Origin of the sequence: Amycolatopsis jiangsuensis (genome assembly GCF_014204865.1) — a bacterium.
In the GTDB taxonomy this organism is placed as follows: domain Bacteria; phylum Actinomycetota; class Actinomycetes; order Mycobacteriales; family Pseudonocardiaceae; genus Amycolatopsis; species Amycolatopsis jiangsuensis.
The window spans coordinates 6,940,830-6,961,125 of sequence record NZ_JACHMG010000001.1 but is presented as its reverse complement, the minus strand read 5'-3'; the positions used below and the strand labels follow the sequence as shown (position 1 = coordinate 6,961,125).

Annotated in this window: 21 protein-coding genes; 8 read left to right on the top strand and 13 right to left on the bottom strand. The window is 70.7% G+C overall.

Annotated features, from left to right (window positions below):
* Positions 1-68: 68 nt before the first annotated feature.
* The 7 genes from BJY18_RS31720 to pucL form a co-directional block, all read right to left on the bottom strand.
* A complete protein-coding gene (locus tag BJY18_RS31720) occupies positions 69-452 on the bottom strand; it encodes an allophanate hydrolase-related protein (RefSeq protein ID WP_184783551.1) in 384 nt (127 codons plus the stop codon).
* 15 nt (positions 453-467) lie between these two features.
* Positions 468-1,910, bottom strand: a complete 1,443-nt coding sequence (locus BJY18_RS31715) for an NCS2 family permease (RefSeq protein ID WP_184783550.1) — start codon at positions 1,908-1,910, stop codon at positions 468-470.
* Between the two features lie 106 nt (positions 1,911-2,016).
* Positions 2,017-2,505 (bottom strand): nucleoside deaminase, encoded by a 489-nt coding sequence (locus BJY18_RS31710; RefSeq protein WP_184783549.1) that lies wholly within the window; start codon positions 2,503-2,505, stop codon positions 2,017-2,019.
* Between the two features lie 5 nt (positions 2,506-2,510).
* Positions 2,511-4,829, bottom strand: coding sequence for a xanthine dehydrogenase subunit D (pucD, locus tag BJY18_RS31705; protein WP_184783548.1), 2,319 nt, complete (start codon positions 4,827-4,829; stop codon positions 2,511-2,513).
* The gene (locus tag BJY18_RS31700) at positions 4,826-5,296 is read right to left on the bottom strand and encodes a (2Fe-2S)-binding protein (RefSeq protein ID WP_184783547.1); all 471 of its coding nucleotides are present in this window, start codon (positions 5,294-5,296) and stop codon (positions 4,826-4,828) included. Before BJY18_RS31700 ends, pucD begins: the two co-directional genes overlap by 4 nt.
* Positions 5,287-6,141, bottom strand: coding sequence for an FAD binding domain-containing protein (locus BJY18_RS31695; protein ID WP_184783546.1), 855 nt, complete (start codon positions 6,139-6,141; stop codon positions 5,287-5,289). Before BJY18_RS31695 ends, BJY18_RS31700 begins: the two co-directional genes overlap by 10 nt.
* 11 nt (positions 6,142-6,152) lie before the next feature.
* Positions 6,153-7,025, bottom strand: a complete 873-nt coding sequence (gene pucL / locus BJY18_RS31690; RefSeq protein ID WP_184783545.1) for a factor-independent urate hydroxylase — start codon at positions 7,023-7,025, stop codon at positions 6,153-6,155.
* A gap of 170 nt (positions 7,026-7,195) precedes the next feature.
* On the opposite strand from pucL, the gene BJY18_RS31685 reads away from it, so the two are divergent.
* A complete protein-coding gene (locus BJY18_RS31685; protein WP_312874020.1) occupies positions 7,196-8,749 on the top strand; it encodes a helix-turn-helix domain-containing protein in 1,554 nt (517 codons plus the stop codon).
* Here BJY18_RS31685 and BJY18_RS31680 read toward each other — a convergent pair.
* Positions 8,694-9,608 carry a hypothetical protein gene (locus BJY18_RS31680; protein ID WP_184783543.1) on the bottom strand — a complete coding sequence of 305 codons (915 nt, stop codon included), beginning with the start codon at positions 9,606-9,608 and terminating at the stop codon, positions 8,694-8,696. The genes BJY18_RS31685 and BJY18_RS31680 overlap by 56 nt on opposite strands.
* A 212-nt stretch (positions 9,609-9,820) precedes the next feature.
* Here BJY18_RS31680 and BJY18_RS31675 point away from each other — a divergent pair, with 212 nt between their 5' ends.
* From BJY18_RS31675 to BJY18_RS31665, 3 genes are all read left to right on the top strand, one after another.
* Positions 9,821-10,120, top strand: coding sequence for a YciI family protein (locus tag BJY18_RS31675; protein ID WP_184783542.1), 300 nt, complete (start codon positions 9,821-9,823; stop codon positions 10,118-10,120).
* 148 nt (positions 10,121-10,268) lie between these two features.
* On the top strand, positions 10,269-11,138 hold the full coding sequence (folP, locus tag BJY18_RS31670) for a dihydropteroate synthase (RefSeq protein ID WP_184783541.1): 870 nt from the start codon (positions 10,269-10,271) through the stop codon (positions 11,136-11,138).
* Positions 11,135-11,950, top strand: coding sequence for a dihydrofolate reductase family protein (locus tag BJY18_RS31665; RefSeq protein WP_446680353.1), 816 nt, complete (start codon positions 11,135-11,137; stop codon positions 11,948-11,950). Before folP ends, BJY18_RS31665 begins: the two co-directional genes overlap by 4 nt.
* Before the next feature lie 21 nt (positions 11,951-11,971).
* Here BJY18_RS31665 and BJY18_RS31660 read toward each other — a convergent pair whose 3' ends face one another.
* The gene (locus BJY18_RS31660) at positions 11,972-12,559 is read right to left on the bottom strand and encodes a TetR/AcrR family transcriptional regulator (RefSeq protein WP_184783539.1); all 588 of its coding nucleotides are present in this window, start codon (positions 12,557-12,559) and stop codon (positions 11,972-11,974) included.
* Between the two features lie 64 nt (positions 12,560-12,623).
* Between BJY18_RS31660 and BJY18_RS31655 the strand changes: the two genes are divergently transcribed.
* Both BJY18_RS31655 and BJY18_RS31650 read left to right on the top strand, forming a co-directional pair.
* On the top strand, positions 12,624-13,676 hold the full coding sequence (locus BJY18_RS31655; RefSeq protein ID WP_312874019.1) for an amidohydrolase family protein: 1,053 nt from the start codon (positions 12,624-12,626) through the stop codon (positions 13,674-13,676).
* Entirely contained in the window at positions 13,676-14,263 is a 588-nt protein-coding gene (locus BJY18_RS31650; protein WP_184783537.1) for a nuclear transport factor 2 family protein, read from the top strand. Before BJY18_RS31655 ends, BJY18_RS31650 begins: the two co-directional genes overlap by 1 nt.
* A 103-nt stretch (positions 14,264-14,366) precedes the next feature.
* Here BJY18_RS31650 and BJY18_RS31645 read toward each other — a convergent pair whose 3' ends face one another.
* Complete coding sequence (locus tag BJY18_RS31645) at positions 14,367-15,254, bottom strand: hypothetical protein (protein WP_184783536.1); 888 nt, start codon at positions 15,252-15,254, stop codon at positions 14,367-14,369.
* A gap of 90 nt (positions 15,255-15,344) precedes the next feature.
* Here BJY18_RS31645 and BJY18_RS31640 point away from each other — a divergent pair, with 90 nt between their 5' ends.
* Together BJY18_RS31640 and BJY18_RS31635 are read left to right on the top strand one after the other, a co-directional pair.
* On the top strand, positions 15,345-16,163 hold the full coding sequence (locus BJY18_RS31640; protein WP_184783535.1) for a helix-turn-helix transcriptional regulator: 819 nt from the start codon (positions 15,345-15,347) through the stop codon (positions 16,161-16,163).
* 91 nt (positions 16,164-16,254) lie between these two features.
* Positions 16,255-17,778 (top strand): AMP-binding protein, encoded by a 1,524-nt coding sequence (locus tag BJY18_RS31635; RefSeq protein WP_184783534.1) that lies wholly within the window; start codon positions 16,255-16,257, stop codon positions 17,776-17,778.
* 351 nt (positions 17,779-18,129) lie between these two features.
* On the opposite strand, the gene BJY18_RS31630 is transcribed toward BJY18_RS31635, so the two are convergent.
* From BJY18_RS31630 to BJY18_RS31620, 3 genes are all read right to left on the bottom strand, one after another.
* Entirely contained in the window at positions 18,130-19,170 is a 1,041-nt protein-coding gene (locus BJY18_RS31630) for an LLM class flavin-dependent oxidoreductase (RefSeq protein ID WP_184783533.1), read from the bottom strand.
* The gene (locus BJY18_RS31625; protein ID WP_184783532.1) at positions 19,170-19,682 is read right to left on the bottom strand and encodes an SRPBCC family protein; all 513 of its coding nucleotides are present in this window, start codon (positions 19,680-19,682) and stop codon (positions 19,170-19,172) included. Before BJY18_RS31625 ends, BJY18_RS31630 begins: the two co-directional genes overlap by 1 nt.
* A 93-nt stretch (positions 19,683-19,775) precedes the next feature.
* Complete coding sequence (locus BJY18_RS31620) at positions 19,776-20,282, bottom strand: winged helix-turn-helix transcriptional regulator (RefSeq protein WP_184783531.1); 507 nt, start codon at positions 20,280-20,282, stop codon at positions 19,776-19,778.
* Between the last annotated feature and the right edge of the window lie 14 nt (positions 20,283-20,296).

Below are 20,296 nucleotides of genomic sequence, written 5' to 3'. Positions count from 1 at the left end.
CCACCGGCACCGTCACGACACCACCCCCGGCACGACGAGCAAACCCTTGTCCGGCGCCACCAGCACGCTCACGCGGCGGCCCCGGCCCGGAACACCCGCCAGTCGGCGACTTCGGTGATGTCGCGCAGCGGAACGTGCGAGGTCAGCGGCTTTCGCAGCAGCATGCCGAACGCCGAGCTGCCGTCCGCGAGTTCGACCACTCCCAGCTCCAGTTCGGGTGGTTCGGCCGGCAGCACCCGGTCGCGCAGCACGTCCAGCGGCACGTCGTAGACCTCGCCGGCGATCGCCGCGCCGCCGTGCGCGACCGGGACCAGCGCCGGGCACTGGCCGCCCACCGAGTAGAACCGGTACTTCGCCGCGGTGGCGATTTCGGCGACCAGCGGGGCGCCCTCGAGCAGGTGGTGCAGCGGCTCGCCACGCATGGCACCGCCGTTGAGGAAGATCAGCGTCATGTCCTTCTCCTTCCGCTAGAAGATCGCCCTGACCACGTCGATTCCGAAGTAGACGGTGAAGACCAGCGCCAGCACGGTGAGGATCCAGCCGGCGTCACGCCATTTTCCGCGGCACGTCTTGATCAGCACGAAGGCGATCAAGCCCGCGCCCACGCCGTTGGTGATCGAGTAGGTGAACGGGATCAGCGCGACGGTGAGGAACACCGGGATCGTGTAATCACTGTCGTGCCAAGGAATATTGCGGCACTGCGCGACCATCATCCCGCCGATCACGACCAGTGCGGGCGCTGCCGCCTGCGCCGGGACGATTCCGGCGATCGGTGTGAAGAGCAGGGTCGCGGCGAACAACAGACCACTCACCACGCTCGCCAGGCCGGATCGCGCACCCTCGCCGACCCCGGCGGCCGACTCCAGGAACACCGTGTTGGGTGACGAACCCGAGACCCCGCCGGCAATCGCGCCCGCGCCGTCGACCAGCAGGATGCGACCCATCCGCGGTACGCGGCCGTTCTGGGCCAGCCCGGCTTCGGCCGACACACTCGTGATCGTGCCCATCGCGTCGAAGAATCCCGACAGTACCAGGGTGAACAGGAAGATGGTCGCGGTGAGCGCGCCGGCCGAGGCGAAGCCGCCGAACAGATCGACGTGCCCGAGCAGCCCGAAGTCCGGTGCGGCGACCACTTTCCCGGGCAGCGTCGGGGTGGTCAGGCCCCAGTCCCCGACGCCGAACCCGTCGTGCAGTACCACCGCCAGCACGGTCGCGACGGCGATGCTGATCAGTACCGCGCCCGGCACCTTGCGTGCCATCAGCACGGTCATCAACAGCAGCCCGAAGCAGAACACCGCGATCGGCCAGCCGTCGAGGTGCCCGTCGAGGCCGAGCCGCACCGGCACGGTGGAGTTCGCCGAGTCCGGGGTCCGCGTCACGAACCCGGCGCTCACCAGGCCGACGAGCGCGATGTAGAGCCCGATTCCGACGGTGATCGCGGTCTTCAACGGGCCGGGGATCGCGTTCATGATGCGTTCCCGTATCCCGCTGACCGCCATCAGCACGATGCAGACACCCTCCAGCACGACCAGGCCGAAGGCCTGCGCCCAGGTCATCTGCGGTGCCATCTGGAACGCGACGATCCCGTTGATGCCCAGGCCGGCGGCGAGCGCGAGCGGGGCGTTGCCGACCAGTCCCATGAGGACGGTCATCACCGCGGCGGCGAGCGCGGTGGCGGTGGTCACCTGTGCGGCGCTGAGTTTCGCACCGGTGATGTCGGCGGAGGCGCCGAGGATGAGCGGGTTGAGCAGCACGATGTAGGCCATCGCGACGAAAGTGGTTACTCCGCCGCGGACCTCGCGGCCGACGGTCGTGCCGCGCGCCCGGAGGTCGAACATCCGATCCACAATGGACTTGCGAGCGGGTCCAGGGGCCGGGGTCACCGCGTCGTCGAGGTGTACCTGGGTCATGCGTCCTCCCCTTGCCGGTGGGTTGACTGCACCACGAGTGCAGCGGGACGGAGGGCTTTTCGGGTGCTCCGGTCAGCACCGGGACGAGCGCCCGGTGGGGTGGGGGCTAGTACTCGATCCGGTCGGCCCGGGAGAGCCAGGCGTCGAACGGGGCGAAGTGGTCCTTGAGCGACGCACGGGCGACGGGCACTTCCCAGGTGTCACGCGGGGTTTCGAAGAGTTCGTAGAAGGCGCGGTCGTCGAAACCGGCTTTGGCGGCGTCGTGCCGGTCGGCCGCGTAGAGGACGCGGTCCACCCGCGCCCACAGCGAAGAGGCCAGGCACATCGGGCACGGCTCGCACGAGGACACGAGGACGCAGCCGGTCAGGCTGAACGTGCCGAGCGCCTGACAGGCCGCGCGGATCGCGACGACCTCGGCGTGCGCGGTCGGGTCGAGCGTCGGTGTGACGCGGTTGACTCCGGTGGCGATGATTTCGCCGTCCCGTACCACCAGCGCGCCGAACGGTCCGCCGCCGTCGGCGACGTTGCGAGTGGCGATCCGCACGCTTTCCTGCAGCCAGGAGTGTTCGAGGTCCGCGTCGAGGGAAACAGTCATGGTCGTCAGCTCTCCAAGGTTCCGGTGAGGTGTTCGGGACGGATCGGGACGCGCGGCAGTTCGAGGCCGGTGGCCGCGCGGATGGCGTTCGCGACCGCCGGGGTCGTGGAGATGGTCGGAGGTTCACCGACCCCGCGTACTCCGTACGGCGCATGGGGGTCAGGGCGCTCGAGAATGTCGACGCGCATCGGCGGCATATCGAGCACTGTCGGGATCAGGTAGTCGGTGAACGACGGGTTCCGCACCTTTCCGTCCACCACCTGGATCTCCTCCATCACCGCAAGGCCGAGGCCCTGCGCCGACCCACCCTGGATCTGACCCAGCACGGCCTGCGGATTCATCGCCTTGCCGACGTCCTGCGCGCAGTCCAGCTGCACCACCTTCACCAAACCCAGCTCCACGTCCACGTCCACGACTGCCCGGTGCGCGGAGAAGCCGTACTGGACATGGGCGTCGCCCTGACCGTTTTCCGGATCCAGCGGGTAGGTCTTGCGGTGGTGGAATTCCCGTGTTTCCTCCAGCACCTCTTTGCCCAGCAAGTCCACTAAGGACACCACCACCTCGCCGTCTGCGGCAACGACCTTTCCGGCGGTCAACGACATTCCCGCTGCCGACCGGCCGAGCTTGCGTTCGGCGAGCGCGTAGACGGCGTCGGCGACGGCACGGGAGGCGTTGCGGACCGCGCCCCCAGTGACGTAGGTCTGCCGCGATGCGGAGCTGGATCCCGCGTCGCCGACGCTCGTGTCCGCCGGATGCACCGTGACCCGTGGCACGCCCAGCTCGGTACGCGCGATCTGCTGTTGCAGGGTGACGAGTCCCTGCCCCACTTCGGCCGCTGCCGTGTGCACCATCGCGACCGGCTCACCACCCACGACCTGCAAGCGGACCCGGGCCGTGGAATAGTCGTCCAAGCCTTCGGCGTAGGAGATGTTCTTGATCGTCACCCCGTAACCCACGCCGCGGACGACACCCTCGCCATGGGTTACATTGGACGCTCCACCCGGCAGGTCGCGGATGTCGGCGCCGGCACCACGTTCGGGCGGCAACGGCATGTCCCGGACCCGCTGGATCAGCTCGGCCACCGGTGCCGGGAAATCGACCAGCTGGCCGGTGACGTTCGTGGAGCCTTCGCTCATCGCGTTGCGGATGCGCAGTTCGGCGGGATCCATCCCGAGCGCGGCGGCGAGTTTGTCCATCTGGGACTCGTAGCCGTACGTCGGCTGCACCGCGCCGAGCCCGCGCATCGCCCCGCAGGTGGGGTTGTTGGTGTAGACGCCCCAGCCTTCGATCCTGGCGTTGGGCACGTCGTACGGGCCGACGCCGAGCGTGGTCCCGTTGCCGACCACCACCGGGGTCTTCGACGCGTAGGCGCCGCCGTCGAAGTACAGGCGGGCGCGGACGAAGACCAGGTCACCGTCCTTGGTGGCGCCGTGCTCGTAGTACATCCGCGCGGGATGCCGGTGCACGTGACCGAAGAACGATTCCTCCCGGTTGTAGACCATTTTGACCGGCCGGCCGGTACGCAGGGCGAGCATGCACGAGTGGATCTGCATCGACAGGTCCTCGCGTCCGCCGAACGCTCCGCCGACTCCGGACAGCGTCAGCCGCACCTTCTCCGGCGGCAGGCCGAGCGCCCGTGCGGTCTGTCTCTGGTCCACGTGCAGCCACTGGGTGGCCAGGTACAAATCCACCCCGCCGTCCTCGGCCGGGACCGCGAGCCCCGATTCGGGTCCGAGGAAGGCCTGGTCCTGCATCCCGATCTCGTAGGTCCCGGACACCACCACGTCGGCCACCGCATCCGGGTCACCGCGCAGGATCCGCTGGTAGCGCACCAGGTTCCCGGCAGGATGCAGCTTCGGCAGGGTTTCGTCGTGCGCGGCGCGTTCGGGATCGGTCACCGGTTCGAGCACCTCGTACTCGACCACGATCTCCTTGAGCGCCTGGCGGGCGATCTCCGGGTGGTCCGCCGCGAGGATCGCCACCGGCTCGCCCTGGTAACGCACCCGGTCCGCCGCGAGCGCCGGCGTGTCCTGGTACTTCAGTCCGTAGCTGTTCTCGCCGGGAACGTCCTCGTGGGTCAGTGCCGCATGGACGCCGGGCCGGGCGAGTGCCCGGGAAACGTCGAGCCGCCGGACGCGTGCGTGGGGATGCGGGCTGCGCAGCGTGGCGCCCCACAGCATGTCCTCGTGCCAGAGATCCGAGGAGTAGGCGAATTCGCCGCGTACCTTGAGCGTCCCGTCCGGACGCAGCGGGCTGGTGCCGACACCACCGCTGACGGTGTCGTCGTACTCCTGCGACGAACGAGCCGGTGCCGGGCGGGTCATACCCGCTCCTTCCGGGCCGCGGCGAGGCGGACCGCGTCGAGGATCGTCTCGTATCCTGTGCAGCGGCAGAGGTTTCCCGCCAGCGCCTCGCGGATCTCCGCGTCACTCGGGTCGGCGGTGCGGGCGATCAGGTCGTGCGCGGTGACCAGGAGCCCGGGCGTGCAGAATCCACATTGGACAGCGCCGCACTCCACGAAGGCCTCCTGCACCGGGTCGAGCCGCTCACCGTCGGCCAGTCCTTCGACGGTGCGGACCTCGCGTCCCTCCGCCTGGCCTGCCGCGACCAGGCAGGAACACGCCGGCTGCCCATCCAGGTACACCGTGCACGAACCGCATTCGCCTTGCTCACAGGCGTTCTTCGACCCCGGCAGCCCCAACCGCTCCCGGAGCGCATACAGCAGGCTCTCCCCCTCCCAGACGTCGTCTGCCTGCCGTGGTTCGCCGTTCACCGTCACGTTCACACGCATGAGTACTCCGTCCAAGCCCAGGTCAATGTCCGCCGCGCCAGCACCGACAGCGCGTGTCTGCGATATCCCGCACTCCCCCGTACGTCGTCGATCGGCGCGGCCGCCTCCGCGACCAGCTCGCCGAACCGCCGCAGCAGCGAATCCGCCAACGGCACCGGCCGATCCCACGGCAGCTCCCCCGCCACGAACTCCTCAGCCGCCGGCGCATGACGCGGAGTCGGTGCTGCCGAACCGATTCCGGTACCGACCCGCCGATGCTTCGGATGCAGCGCCAGCGCGAACGCGCACACCGCGATCACCATCGCGTTGCGGGTGCCCACCTTGCTGAACTGCTGCGGTCCGCTCGCCGGTTCCAGGTGTACGGCGATGATCAGCTCGTCCGGCTCCAGCGCGTTCCGCTTCACGCCGAGGTAGAATTCCTCGACCGGCAGCCGCCGGATGCCGCGCGTCGACGCGATCTCCACCTCGGCTCCTGCCGCCAGCAACGCCGGATGTGTGTCCCCTGCCGGGGAAGCGGCCCCGAGGTTCCCACCGACCGAGCCGCGGTTGCGGATCTGCGGCGAACCCACCGTGCGCGAGGCCATCGCCAGGCCCGGCAACCGGTCCCCCAGCTCGTCGATTATCCGCGCGTAGGGAGTGGCGGCGGCGATGCGGATACGGCCGTCGACCGTGCTGTGCCCGAACAGTTCCGGTACCCGCGCGAGGTCGAGCAACGCGGCCGGACGCCGGTGGTCGAAGTTCAGCTCGACCATCACGTCGGTGCCACCGGCGATCGGTACCGCGTCGGGGTGTGCGGCGCGGGCTTCGAGCGCTTCCGCGAGCGACACCGGGCGCAGGAATTCCACCGTGACCTCCTTCAGGACCAGGCCGGCCCGGCGGGCGGGGCGTCGTCCCGCAGCACGGTGCCTTCGATCAAGCCGTACGGGCGATCGGCGGCGTGGAACACTTCACCGGGGTTGTCCACTCCGAACGGAGCCAGGTCGACGAGGAAGTGGTGCTTGTTCGGCAGGGACAGCCGGACCTCGCAGATCTCCGGGACTTCCTCCAGCACCCGCTGTCCCATCGCATACAGCGACTGCTGCAGCGAAAGGCTGTGCGTGCCACCGAACGCGTCCAGCAGCGCGGCGAGCGCGGTGCCGTGCGCCGCAGCCCATCCGACCTCGGTGCCGGAGAACCGCCAGGTCGCGGACACCGTCGTGGCGAGGACGCGGTCCTTCGTCTCGGCCAGAGTGGTGTAGTGGTCGCGGGGAAAGCCCCAGAACTCCGACCCGGTGGAGTTGAGCACAGTCAGGTCCTGCACTCCGCCGATCACCCACGCCTGTGCACCGTCGTAGGTCACCGACGCAGTGCGCGTACTGGTGCCGGCGCGGGCGAACGAGTGGTGCGCGGGCTTGCCGCCGACCGTCAGGCGCTGCCACGGATGCTCTTCGAGCCGGACGCGCGCGGTGCGGATGCTCTTCTGCGTGCCCACGAAATGCCGGGCCAGCCGGAGGCCGAAGTCCTCGATCTCGCCGATCCCGTCGCGGGCGAAGGCGAACACCGTGTTCTTCTGCGTGTCGGTGGCCAGCACCTTGTCGTTGGCCCCGGTCAGGTGGGTGTCACTCAGGTCGCCCGACAGCGACACGCTCACCGTGAGGTCGGTGATCCGGTGCTCGTCGCCGTCACGGTCGACGCGCACGAGCCGGTTCTCCGCCTTCCCGTAGCGGTTGTCACCCAGAACGATCGCCATGGTCTTCCCTTCTCCTCGTTCGCCGTCCGAGTACACCCGCCGCGACGTGGCGGCGGCCACGGCGGATCCACCGAAAGCGAGGGCCGGGCCGGGGAGGTTTTTCGTAGGTTCCTCCAAACGCGCGGGCCGGTGCGGTGTGCGGTACTGGACAGGAGGTGAAGGAGGGTCACGTGCGGCTGGGCGCGCTGCTGGACACCCCGGACCTCGGCCTGCGCCTGCTCGCCGGCCCGGAGGCCCGTGACCGCGAGTTCGCCAGGGTGTTCCAGGCGACGCTGCGGGATCCGACGCGGTACCTCGACGGCGGTGAGATCGTGCTGTGCGGCCTGCGCTGGCTGCCGGGGCCGAACGACGCGGACGAGTTCGTCGGCAAGCTCGCCGCGGCCGGGGTGGTCGCGCTCGGCGCGGGAACCGCGGAAACCGGCGGCCCGGTGCCCGAGTACCTGGTGCACGCCTGCCGCCGGACCGGCTTGCCGTTGTTCGAGGTTCCGGTGTCGGTTTCGTTCGCGACAGTGGCCGAACGCGTGATCCTGGGCCTGGCCGCGGAACGGTCGGCACCGGCGCGGGACTCCCACCGCCGGCTGGTCACCGCGGCGACCGCGGGACACGGCCTTGACGCGTTGATCGAAGCCGGTGCCGAGGAACTGGGGGCGCAGTGCTGGGTGCTGAGTACCACCGGCGCGCAGCTGGCCGGTGGCTCCGAGCTGCCGGTTGCGCGGCGGGCCGCGCTGACGGGCCGGTTCCTGCGCGCGGACCGGTTGCCGTGCCGGGACGGTGCCCTCACCCTGCTGCCCGCCGCCGGCCGGTCCGGGCATCGGGTCGCGAGCTGGTTCGTGGCCGTGGACGGCGATCCGGCCGGCTGGCCGGCACCGCGTGCCGAACTGGTCCAGGAGCTGGCCGCGCTGGTGGGGCTGGAACGTTCGCGGGTGGACGAAGCCCGCCGGATCGAGAACCGCGGCGCCGAACCACTGCTGCGGCTGGTGCTGTCCGGCGAGACCACCGAACTCGCCTCCCGGCTGGCCGCCGCCGGTCTTCCGGCGCACGAGCCGGTCGGCACGGTCTCCGCCGAGGTACGTGGCGGAGGCCCCGGATTCGCGCAGGCACTGCTGGTGGAACTGCTGGCCGCGGCCGGTGCACCGGCGCTCGTGGCGACCGTCGACGGCGAGATCTTCGGACTGTTCGCCGCGCCGCGCCCGGCAGTGACCGCCGCGGTTCGCGAAGCCGTGCACACCGTCGAGCCCGCACTCGGCTCGGCCCGGCTGGCGGTGGGGCTCAGCCGCGCCGCCGACGCGGGCGGACTGCGTTCGGGCATCCAGGAGGCCCGGCACGCGCGGGCGCTGGCCTCGCTCGACCCCGGCCGCGCGACGGTGCTGGCCGGCGACGAGGTGGCGTCGCACCTGCTGTTGCTGGCCGCTGTGCCGGAGGACCTGCGCCGGTCGTTCGGCGAGAAGGTGCTCGGACCGGTCCTCGCCTACGACGCCGGCCACGGTTCGGAACTGATGAGCACGTTGCGGGTGTTCCTGGAGCATTCCGGTTCGTGGACGCAGACCTCGGCGGCGCTGCACCTGCATGTGAACACCCTGCGCTACCGGATCGCCCGGGTCGGTGACCTGACCGGCCGCGATCTCGGCCGGTTCGCCGACCGGGTGGATCTTTATCTGGCCGGCTGTTTCACCCGGAACTGGGGCTGGTCACCGCCGCCGATTCCCGGCGGAAAGCGAAAATGAGCGCGGCCACTCCGGTGCCGCCGAGAACGGCGAGCGATCCGGCGGAAAGGATCAGCAGCAGCACCGACGCGGAAAATGGTGGTATTCCGGCGAAAGCCTCGATTCCGATCACCGCGGTGAACACGGCGTCGGCCGCCACCGCGCAGCGCACCAGCCGGAGCCGGGCCGGTTCCGGGAGGGTGCCGAACCGGAGTAGCCAGGCCAGCGCGGGCAGCACCAGGATCGCGTGCATCGCCACCGCGTGCAGGGGTTTCAGCGAACCGGCGGTGGTGTAGGCCAGTTCCGGAGCGCCGCCGCGCGCTTCGGTCACTCCGCGGGCGATCATCACCGCACCGGTCGCGAGCGCGATCATGAACACCACCAGCCCGGCTCGCACCGCCAGCCGCATACTGGGCGCGGAAGTCCCCGGACGGCGGAACGCGGCCGCGGTGAACCCCAGCGCGGTCAGCACGAGCACCGCGCCGCCACCGGCGAGACTGAGCGAAATCACTGTGTCGAAACCGGTTTCGAAGTTGAAGTGGGACGGAACCCCACGCCACGCCTGCGTCGTCACCAAGGTCACTTCCACCACCGAAGCCACCAGGAACGCGCCCAGCAACACGGTCCGGACGCGCGCGGCCAGCCGCAGGTAGCCGCTCGCCCAGGCGACCGTCGCCAGGGTGAGACCGAAGGACAACCCGAACGTGACCGCCTTGCGCAGCGAAACCGGGCCGAGCCAGGAATCGCCGGATGCCAGCAGTACCAAGGCGTTCACCACGCCACTGATGAAGAGCACCGCGCCGGTCGAGAAGGCCAGCCGCTCGATGCCGCGGCCGTCGTGCCAGATGCGGCGCAGCGCCGCCGCGGGAGTGGAAGTCATGCCGACGAGTGTGGGCGCCCGCGACCCGCCCGTCGTCATGCCGGCAGCGGCACCCGGCTACGCTGATTTACGTACGCCGCGCGTACGGGCAACCGCGCTCCGCGTATCGGTAAAACGAATCTTGGAAATTCTTGACCAACCGGTGAACGAATTGCGCGCCCACCACTCGGCGAGCGGATGCAGTCCGCGCCGCCGAGTTCTACCCTGAACCCATGTACATCGCACTGCTGTCCTTCACAGCGCCACGAAACGAAGTCGACTACGCACTCGCCGAACACGCGGACTGGTTGCGCGGGCACTTCGAACACGGATTGTTCCTGGTTTCCGGAAACGGGAACGAGGAGGCCGATCAGGTCATCCTCACCCGCCCGTGCCTGCGCGGCAAACTCGACGCCGTGCTCGCCACCGATCCGCTCGTGCTGCGGCGGCTGGCGCATTACCGGGTGATCGAATTCTCCGCCACCCGCACCGCCGGCGGATTCCACACCGTGAACGAGGCACTCGTTTCCTAGCCCCGGCCGAAGATCCACCGGGCACGCCCGGAAGCAGGTGGCCTCCGGCCCGTCCGGCAGTCCCGCCGCCCGCCACCTGCCGGCCGTACCCCGTTCGTCGGCTCGCCTATGATCGAGCGAGATCGACGTTCCGGTACGGGAGAATTCCATGCAGACGCCCGACCTCGTCTTCCGAGGCCGCCGCATCACCAGTGACCGCGCCCTGGTGATGGCCATCGTGAACCGCACCCCCGATTCCTTCTACGACCACGGCGCCACCTTCGAGGAGGACCTGGCCAAGGAAGCGATCCACCGGGCGGTGGCCGAGGGCGCGGACCTGATCGACATCGGCGGCGTGCCGGCCAGCGAAGGTCCCGAAGTGACCGTGGCGGAGGAGCTGGGCCGCGTCGTGCCCACCGTCGCCTGGGCCCGCGAGAACTACCCCGACCTGGTCATCAGCGTCGACACCTACCGTGCGGAGGTCGCGGACGCGGTGTGCCGCGCCGGCGCGGACCTGATCAACGACAACTGGGCGGCGTTCGAGCCGGAGATCCTCGACGTGGCCGCCGAACACGGCGCCGGCTACATCTGCGCGCACACCAACGGACTCGAGCCCCGCGTCGAACTGCCCCGCCCGGAGTACGACGACGTGGTGGCCGCGGTGGTCGACGCCACCACCACGCTGGCCGGGAAGGCGGTGCAGGCAGGGGTGCCGCGCGAAGGTGTGATGATCGACCCCTGCATCGACTTCGGGAAGAACACCTACCAGTCGCTGGAGGTGCTGCGGAACGTCCAGGACCTGGTCGCCACGGGCTGGCCGGTGCTGATGGCGATGTCGAACAAGGGCGTGGTCGGCGAGACGCTGGATCTCCCGCTGGGCGAGCGGGTCACCGGCACGCTGGCCGCGACGGCGGTGGCCGCGCTGCGCGGCGCGGCGATGTTCCGCGCGCACCAGGTCCGCGAAACCCGGCAGGTCACCGAGATGGTGGCCAGCATCGCGGGCACGCGTCCGCCGGCGAACGTGGTGCGGCTGCTGTGATGCGCGAGGTCTTCCCGGGCACGCGCGAGCTCACCGAGGCCGACGTCGAGCAGCTGTACGTCTACCCGGACGGCGAGCGCTGGCTGGCGGTGAACTTCGTGTCCAGCGCGGACGGCGGGATCACCGTGAACGGCCGTTCCCGCGCGCTCTCCACACCCGCCGACCGCGTGGTGTTCGGCCTCGGCAGCGACCTCGCGGACGTCGTACTGCTCGGCGCGGGCACCGCCGTCGCCGAGGAGTTCGAGGGCATCCACCCTGGTGAGCAGACTGCCGAACGGCGGCGCCGGCACGGCTTGGCCCCGGTCGCGCCGATCGCCGTGGTGAGCACCGGCCGGTCGCTTCCGCCGGACGCGCCCGTGCTCACCAAGACGCTCGTGCCGACGATCGTGATCACCAGCGCGGCCACCGATCCGGAGCTGCGCGCGGCGTGGTCGGAGGCGGGCGCGGAGGTCATCGTCGCCGGCGCCGGCGATCCGGGCCTGCACGCCACCACCGGGGATCCCGCACGACAGGCGAGCGTCGCCGACCCGCGCCCGGCCGCCCGAGCCGGTGACGTGGACCTGCGGGCCGCGGTCGAGGCGCTGACCGCGCGCGGCCTCCGCCGCATCGACTGCGAGGGCGGGCCGCATCTGTTCGCGTCGCTGCTGGCCGCCGAGCTGGTCGACGAGCTGCGGCTCACCGTCTCGCCGATGCTCGTGGCCGGGGACGCGCCGCGGGTCGCGATGGGCGTGCCCATCGAGCCGAAGCAGCTCGAACTGCGGTCGATGCTGGTCGAGGACAGCTCGGTCCTGCTGCGCTACCACGCGCGCTGAGCCCGCGCGGGTCAGCCGTGTTCAGGGGCAGGTGAGCAGCGGCAGCAGGATTTCGTCCACCACGGCTTCGACTTCCTCGCGTGGGACGCGGCCGTGCTGCCAAGCGGCGAGCATGAGCAGTTGCGGTCCGAGTGCGGCGGTGCGGTCGGTGACCCGTTCCGGATTCGCCTCGCCTCGCTGGGCCGCCTCCCGCAGGATCGCCAGCAGCACCTCCCGGTGCGGGCGCAGGACGAGCTGTTCCACCTGGTCGTAGAGCTGCGGGTGACGGTTGCGCTGGGCGAGCAGTGGGCGGAGGGCGTGCCCGCGTGGCTCGTCCATCGCGCGTACGAAGTGGCCGAGCATCTCCAGCAGGTCCTCTCGCAGCCGGCCGGTGTGTGGCCGGTCCGGTACCGCGCCGAAGCCGGTGGCCGGGTCGGTCAGCGCGGCCAGCACCAGCTCGGCGGGGTCGGACCAACGCCGGTACAGCACCGCTTTGCCGGTGCCGGCGGCCGCCGCGACCCGGTCGAAGGACAGCTCGGCGAAGCTGGTCCGGGCCAGTTCCGCCAGCGCCGCGCGATGGATCGCGGCGGTCAGCGCGGTGCCGCGGCGACGTGTCCGTGCTTCGTTCATGGCTCGCGCTCCCTTCCGCTGCTACGGTCGTTAGTGAACAGAATTGTTCCTTATGGAGGTCTCGGTGGCAGAACGAATCGCGTTACGGGGCGTACGGGTCTTCGACGGCACTCAGCTCACCGAGCCGCGTACCATCGTGTTCGACGAGACGCTGAGCGACGATCCGGCCGGTGCGCGGGACATCGACGCCACCGGCGCGACCCTGCTGCCCGGACTGATCGACGCGCACGTCCACCTCGAAGGTCCCGAGCACCTCGCCGCGCTCGCGCGGTGGGGCGTGACGACCGGGCTGGACATGGCTTGCTGGCCGCCCGAACGCGTGGCCACGCTGCGCGCGGTGACCGGTTCCGCGAGCCTCCGCACGGCCGGAATCCCGGCGATCGGTCCCGACGGCAACCACGCGAAGACCCTCGGGCTGCCACCGGAAGCCATCGTCCTGACTCCCGACGATGCCCGCCGGTTCGTGGAAGCCCGGGTGGCCGAAGGCGTCGACTACGTCAAGGTCGTCGCCGAAGCTCCCGGCGACGGCGGGCCGCCTGCCGAAGCGGTGCGCGCGGCGGCCGACGCCGCTGCCGAGCACGGGCTCGACACCGTGGTGCACGCCGCCACACCGGGCGCGTACGAGGTGGCGGTCGCCTCCGGTGCCCGGTTCGTGACGCACGTACCACTGCGCGGGCGCATCCGCCCGGAGGACATCGCGGCGATGAAGGCCGCCGGGCAGATCGCGATCCCGACGGTGACGATGATGACCGGATTCCCAGGCGTGGGCGACGATCCCGTGCGCAACGTCGCGGCCCTGCACGAGGCCGGGGTGAACATTCTCGCCGGAACGGACGCGCACGTGGGCGGCGGTCCAGTGGTGCCGCACGGTGAAAGCCTGCACCGGGAGTTCGAGCTGCTCGCGGAGGCGGGGCTGAGCCCGGTGGAGATCCTGCGGGCCGCCACGATCGCCCCGGCGCGGGCCTTCGGGCTGACCGGCCGCGGCGAGATCCGCTCCGGCGGCCGCGCGGATCTCGTCCTCGTCGAGGGCGATCCGACCACTGACCTCACCGCCACCCGCGCGATCCGCGCGGTCTGGTGCGGCGGGGTGGAAACCCGACCGGAAGGACAGGCCTGATGGACGACGTCACCGAGATCACCCAACTGGTGCTGAAGGAGCGGCAGGGGCGGGACCGCGGCTGGTGGGACCAGATGCGGGAAGCCTTCGCCGACGACGCGACCGTGCGCCTGAGCTGGTACCGCGGCAGCGGCGCAGGGTTCGTCGAGCAATCCCGGAAGATGGCCGGATGCGGGGACACCTCCGCACACCGGCTGAGCCCGCCGGTGGTGCACCTGCGCGGGGACCGCGCGTTCGTGGAAGTGCCCGCGGTGATCGAAATGCGCACGACCGTCGACGAGATCGAGGTCGACCTGGAGTCCGCGGCCCGGCTGTACTTCCGGGTCGAACGGCGCGGCGGGCGCTGGCTGATCGTGGCGCTGGACCCGGTGTACGAGCGGGACACGCTCGCCGCCGCGCACCCCGGCGTGACGCTCCCGATCGGGCCGGCCGAGGTGGCACAGTACCGGCCGCCGTACCGATTCCTGAGCCATGTGCTGACCCGGCGCGGTTACGCTGCCGGCGGCGACCTCTACGGCGACGACCGCCCGGAGGAGGCCGCCCGGTTCTACGCCGAGGCGTTCCGCTGGCTCGACGGAGCCGCCTGAGACCTGACGCCACTCGTCGTCCGCCCGCCGCTTCCCCGAACCGGGTGTCGTGTCGCCGAGGTGAAACGGATTCTTCCCGAGCGCATCGAGCCCGGATGACGGCTCAGCCGGGGTTTTCCGCGGCCTGATCGGCTTTTTCGAACGCTTCGCGGGCCGTTGCCAGCTCCTCGGCGGCCCGCGCCGCTCGGTCCTCGGCCTCGGTGAGCCGTTTCCGGACTTCGGTCACCCTGGCGTTCGCTTGTTCGGCCACCCGCTGAGCACGCACCAGGTCGCGTTCGGCCGTCGCACGCGCCTTGCGCGCTTCCGTTTCCCGGCGGCGCCGTTCCTCTCGCTCACGCTGCTGCTCGGCACGTCGTTTCTCGGCCCGCGCTTTTTCGGCTACCGACTTGTCGGCCGCTGACTTCCCGGACGCCGGCTTGTCAGACCCAGCCTTCCCGGCCGCCGATTTGTCGGCACGACCCTTCCCAGGCCCGGCCTTCTCGGTCCCCGCTTTGTCCTTTGCGGACGGACGAGGCCGCGAACTCTCCTTAACCGGCAGGGAAAGCCACTGGTCCGCGTTTTGGTTCGCCTTGGAGGTCAGCCGTCCGGCCAGGGCGAGCCGGGCCACGTCGGGGCCGGCGACGACCGCCTCCAGCGTGTCCTCCACCTCGCGTGCCACGGATTCGCTCAATCCGTGTGCCTCGCCCATGATCCGCCGCACCAGTTCGGCCCTGCGGTGCGCCAGCTCGCGCAGCCGGGGCCCGGCCAGGTGCTCGTGCGCTTCCCGCAGCTGCTCGCCCAGTTCAGCCAGCTCGCGCAGCGGCGCGGAATCCTTCCACGCGAGGTGGTTCACGAACGCCGCGGCGGCGGTGGGCTTGCGCAGGCCGCGAATGCGGCGGGCCAGCCCGGCGTCCCCTGCGGCACGGGCGGCCGCCGTGCGTTCCGCGACAAAGTCCGCCGGATCGCCGGCGTAGAGCCGGTCGGCGACGGTGTCGAAATCGGAGGTGGCCACGTCCGCCACCGAACCACATGAGTAGTCCGAACGCGACGCAGCGCGTACCGTGAACGCTCATCGCGGGTCGAACGGAGCGGGACGGTGCCCATGGGTTCTTCGGGACGGCTCGCGCTCGCGGCCAGTCCCCTGGTCGCCGGCGCGATGCAAGCCCTCCAGCGGGCGACCGGGCTGCCGGTCGCGATGGGCGGCCCGGTGTCCGCCGGATCGCGCACGCTGGTGATCGACCAGCTGCGTGGTACCGCGACCGGATCGCTGCAGCACCTGCGCGTGGACACCGGCGCCGGGCTGGGCGGCAAGGCCGTGGCGCTGGCGAGACCGTCCACCGTGATCGACTACCTCAGCGCGCAGGGCATCACGCACAAGTACGACCGCGCGGTGGCCCCGGAGCAGCTGCGCGCCATCGTCGCGCTGCCCGTCCGGGTCAGCGAGACCACGCGGGCGGTGCTGTACGCGGCGACACGGGAGTCGATCACGTTCGGCGATCGCATCCTGCGTGCCGCCCATTCCGTGGTGGCCAGGCTGGAGCGCGACATCGAGGTCGAGGAGGAGATCCGGCGCCGGCTTGCGGAACCGTCCCCCTCGGCCCTCGGCGAGCAGGACGACCTGCGTGCGGAGCTGCTCGCGATCGCCGGGTCGATCCAGGACGGGTCCGCGCGGCAACGGCTGCTGGCGGTGTGCGAACGGCTGCATCCGGCGCCCGCCCCGCCCGGCGGCCCGCTGACGCCGCGGGAGATCGACGTGCTCCGGCTGGCCGGTGAGGGCTGCACCAACGAGGACATCTCCACCCGGCTGGGCCTGCTGCCGAACACGGTCAAGTCCTACCTCAAACACGCGATGCGCAAGCTCGACGCGGCCAACCGGGTCCAGGCGGTGAACCGGGCACGGGCGGCGGGCCTGCTGCACTGAGCACCCACTTTGTGGGGTGGCCCGGTTCCCGCGGGCAGCGTCATCATCGCCGGAAGGGCAGCGGTGCCCGACGACGTGAAGGGAACGACACGTGTTCTACGACCTCGGTGTCCGCGATTTCCTCGACCGCGCGGAGACGGTGTACCCGGACCGCGTGGCAGTGGTGGACGAACCCGGCCAGCCCGCGGCCTCCTGGGGTTCGGTCAGCTACCGCGAACTCGCCCGGCGAGCCCGTGCGCAGGCGGCGAACCTGGACGCACTCGGCGTGCCCGCCGGCGGCCGGGTGGCGATCGTCTCGCACAATTCGGCGCGGCTGCTCACCTCGTTCTTCGGCGTTTCCGGCTGGGGCCGGGTGCTGGTGCCGGTGAACTTCCGCCTCGCGCCCGCCGAGGTGCGCTACATCGTCGAGCATTCCGGTTCCGAGGTCGTGTTGCTGGATCCGGAGCTGGAAGCGTTGCGCGACAGCGTGTCCGCGAAACACGTGTTCATCCTCGGTGAGGACGACGAGAAGATCTGGGGCGGCGAGGGCGAACCGCGCCCGTGGGCGGGGGACGAGTCGGCGACCGCGACGATCAACTACACCTCGGGCACCACCGCGCGGCCGAAGGGGGTGCAGCTCACCCACCGCAACCTCTGGCTCAACGCGGCGACCTTCGGCCTGCACACCACGCTCAGCGACAACGACGTGCTGCTGCACACGCTGCCGATGTTCCACGCGAACGGCTGGGGAATGCCTTACGCCGTCACCGGTCTCGGCGGGAAGCACGTCGTGCTGCGCAAAGTGGACGGTACGGAGATCCTGCGCCGGGTCCAGGAACACGGCGTCACGATCATGTGCGCCGCGCCCGCGGTGGTCACCGCCGCACTCGACGGCGCGGCCGCGTGGGAAGGCGAGATCCCCGGGCGGGACCGGGTGCGCATCGTCGTGGCCGGGGCACCGCCGCCGACCCGCACGATCGAACGCGTCCGTGCCGAACTCGGCTGGGAGTTCATCCAGATCTACGGCCTCACCGAAACCGCGCCGCTGCTCACGGTCAACCGGTTCCGCAGCGAATGGGCCGACCTCGACGCGCACGAGCAGGCCAGGCTGCTCGGCCGCGCGGGTGCCCCGGCGCTCGGCGTGCGCGTCGCGATCGACACCGACGGCGAAGTGCTGGTGCAGTCGAACACCAACCTCGAGGGCTACTGGGAAAACCCGGAGGAGACCGACCGGGTGCAGGAGGGCGGCTGGTTCCACACCGGCGACGGCGGGCGGTTCGAAGAGGGCTACCTGACCATCGCCGACCGCAAGAAGGACGTGATCATCACCGGCGGCGAGAACGTCTCCTCGATCGAGGTCGAGGACGCGCTGAGCTCGCACCCGGCGGTCCGCGAGGCCGCGGTGATCGGCATCCCGGACGAGAAGTGGGGCGAGCTGGTCACCGCACTGGTCGTCAGCGACGAGAACGTCACGGCCGAGGCCCTGATCACGCACTGCCGGGACTACCTCGCCGGGTACAAATGCCCGAAACGGGTCGAGTTCCTTCCCGAACTGCCCCGCACGGCGACGGGCAAGATCCAGAAGTTCAAACTGCGCGAGCCGTACTGGGACGGCCACGACCGCCAGGTGCACTGACCCGGCAGCGAAGCTGTGCCTCTGGCACGGTGCGGTGCCTCTGGCACGGTCGTCACGTGGCCAGACGGGGCACGGTCGAACCGGACGGGCGCAGGCACGGTCGTCGCGTGGCTGAACCGGACGAAGCGCGGGCACGACTGGACGGCGCGGGGCACGGTGCGTTGTGTGGCTGCAAGCGAGGCCGTATCCCAGGCACGGGCACGGCGCACAACCAGGCGGGACCGCAAGCGCGGACCGCGTGCGGCCGGGCCGCGCCGGAAATCGCCGGTGCTGCGGCGGGGGCAGCGCGTGCCAGGCCAGGACGTTGATGCGCAGTAAGCAACCCGGCCGGACCCGTGCGGTGATGGGTGATCAGCCCACGTGCCGGACCAGGTCGAGTGCGCGGCCGAGTGTGTCGAGGCGGGCTTCGAGTGTCGTCCCTGCCGGGTAGAGCCGGACCGTGTCGACGCCTGCGTCGCGCCATACTCGCAAGCGTGCTCCGACCATGGCTTCGGTGCCGATCAGCGTTGTCGCCAGGACCATTTCGTCGGTCACCAGTGCGGCCGCGCCGTCTCGGTCGCCGGACTGCCAGCGTTCGCGTACCTGTGCGGCGACGTCCGCCCAGCCCTGCCTGCCGTAGGCGTCGTGGTAGAAGTTCGTGCCGGCCGAACCCATGCCGCCGAGGGAAAAGGCCAGATCCTTCTTGCGCGCGCCGACCATCCGGCCCAATTCGTCCTCGTCGGCGGCGAACGCCACTTCGGCGCCCTGGCAGACGACGAGATCACCGCGCGTACGTCCGGCCTTGGCGAGCCCGGCGTCGAGGTGCCGGAAGTACGCGTCGCCGGCGCCCTCGGGGACGAAGCTGGTGCCGAGCCAGCCGTCGGCGACCTGCCCGGTCAGCTCCAGCATGGCCGGGGACAGGGCGGCCAGGTAGATCGGGATGTCCTCGTTCGGCCGCGTGGACAACCGCATCGGCCGCGCCTCACCGGGCAGCGGAATCTCGAACGCCTTGCCGGCGAAGGAGATCTTCTCCCCGGAGAACACGCTGCGGACGATCTGCACGGTCTCGGCCATCCGGGTCCGCGGCCGGGCGAACGGCACACCGTGCAGCCCTTCGATGACCTGCGGCCCGGACGCCCCGAGACCGAGGGAGAACCGGCTATCGGACATCTCGGCCAGGGTGAGCGCGGCCTGCGCGGCCGCGACCGGGGTGCGCACGCCGAGCTGGAAGACCCCCGAACCGAGCCGCAACCGCTGCGTACGCGCGGCGAGGAAGCCGAGCACGCTCGGCGCGTCCGAACCCCACGCCTCGGCGACCCAGCATTCGTCCAGGCCGAGTTTTTCCGCCTCCACCACGAAATCCCGCGTCTGCTCCCAGCCCGCGGAGGCCTCGACCGTGGTGGCCGTGCGCATCACCGCGCGGCCTCGACCCGGTCCTTGATTCCCCCGACGGTGGCGGTCAGCGCCCGTTCCAGGTCGCGCAACCGGACGAAGACGATCTTCTGCTCCTTCTCCGGCATGCGCTCGATCGCGAACGACAGCCCGGACCGCCCCGGGCCCATCCGCATCCACTGGGTGAGCCGGGTACCGCCGTTCTCCGGCTCCAGGGTGAACCGCCAGCTCGTCGACGGCTCTTCCGGATCGCCGACCGCCCAGCCGAACACCCGCGGCTGCTCGTACTCGACGATCACCGAGGTGGTCTCCCATTCGCCGAGGGAGTCGTTCCTGTTGCGCCCCACGAAGGTGTGGCCGAGCGCCGGCCCGGTCACGCCGTCGTTCCAGCGCACGGTCTGCAGTTCCCCGCTCAACTCCGGCATCAGCGCGACGTCGGAGACGAACGACCAGACCTGCTCGGGCGTCCCGTCGATCCAGGTACCCACCTCGACGGTCGGGGTGTCCGCGTACCGCGCGCCGGTCCACTCCATCGTGGCTCTCCTCCTCTGCCGGGAACTCTGCCGGGGACGTTCGCGAACGATAGTTGCGTAGATGAACCCAGCATGTCAACGCGGGTGTGACGCTCAGGACTCCTGCCGGGCGAAGCGGTGCTCCACGTCCGGCCGCCCGGCCAGCCGCGGCGGGAAACCCGGCCCGCGGCGCATGCGCGTGTCCTCGGCGCCGAGGGGTTGCCCGCAGTGCCCGCAGACCACCTTCGCCTCGGTGTCGTGACCGCAGCTTTCGTGGTGCAGCGTGACCGGCGGGCCGTCCTCGGCGGCCAGCCAGCGGTCTCCCCACGCGGTCATCGCCGCGAGCACACCCCAGAAGTCGCGGCCCTTCTCGGTGAGCACGTAGTCGTAACGCACCGGATCACTCTGGTAGGGCCGCTTCTCCAGCAGCCCCTCGTCGACCAGGCGGCGCAGCCGGTCGGCCAGGGTGTTGCGCGCAATGCCGAGCGCCTGCTGGAACTCGTCGAACCGGCGGATGCCGTAGAAGGCGTCCCGCAGCACCAACGGCGTCCACCAGTCCCCCAGCAGGTCCATGGTCCGGGCGATCGAGCACGGCCACCGCGCGAAGGAAGTGCGTTTCATGACCGCGAGCCTAC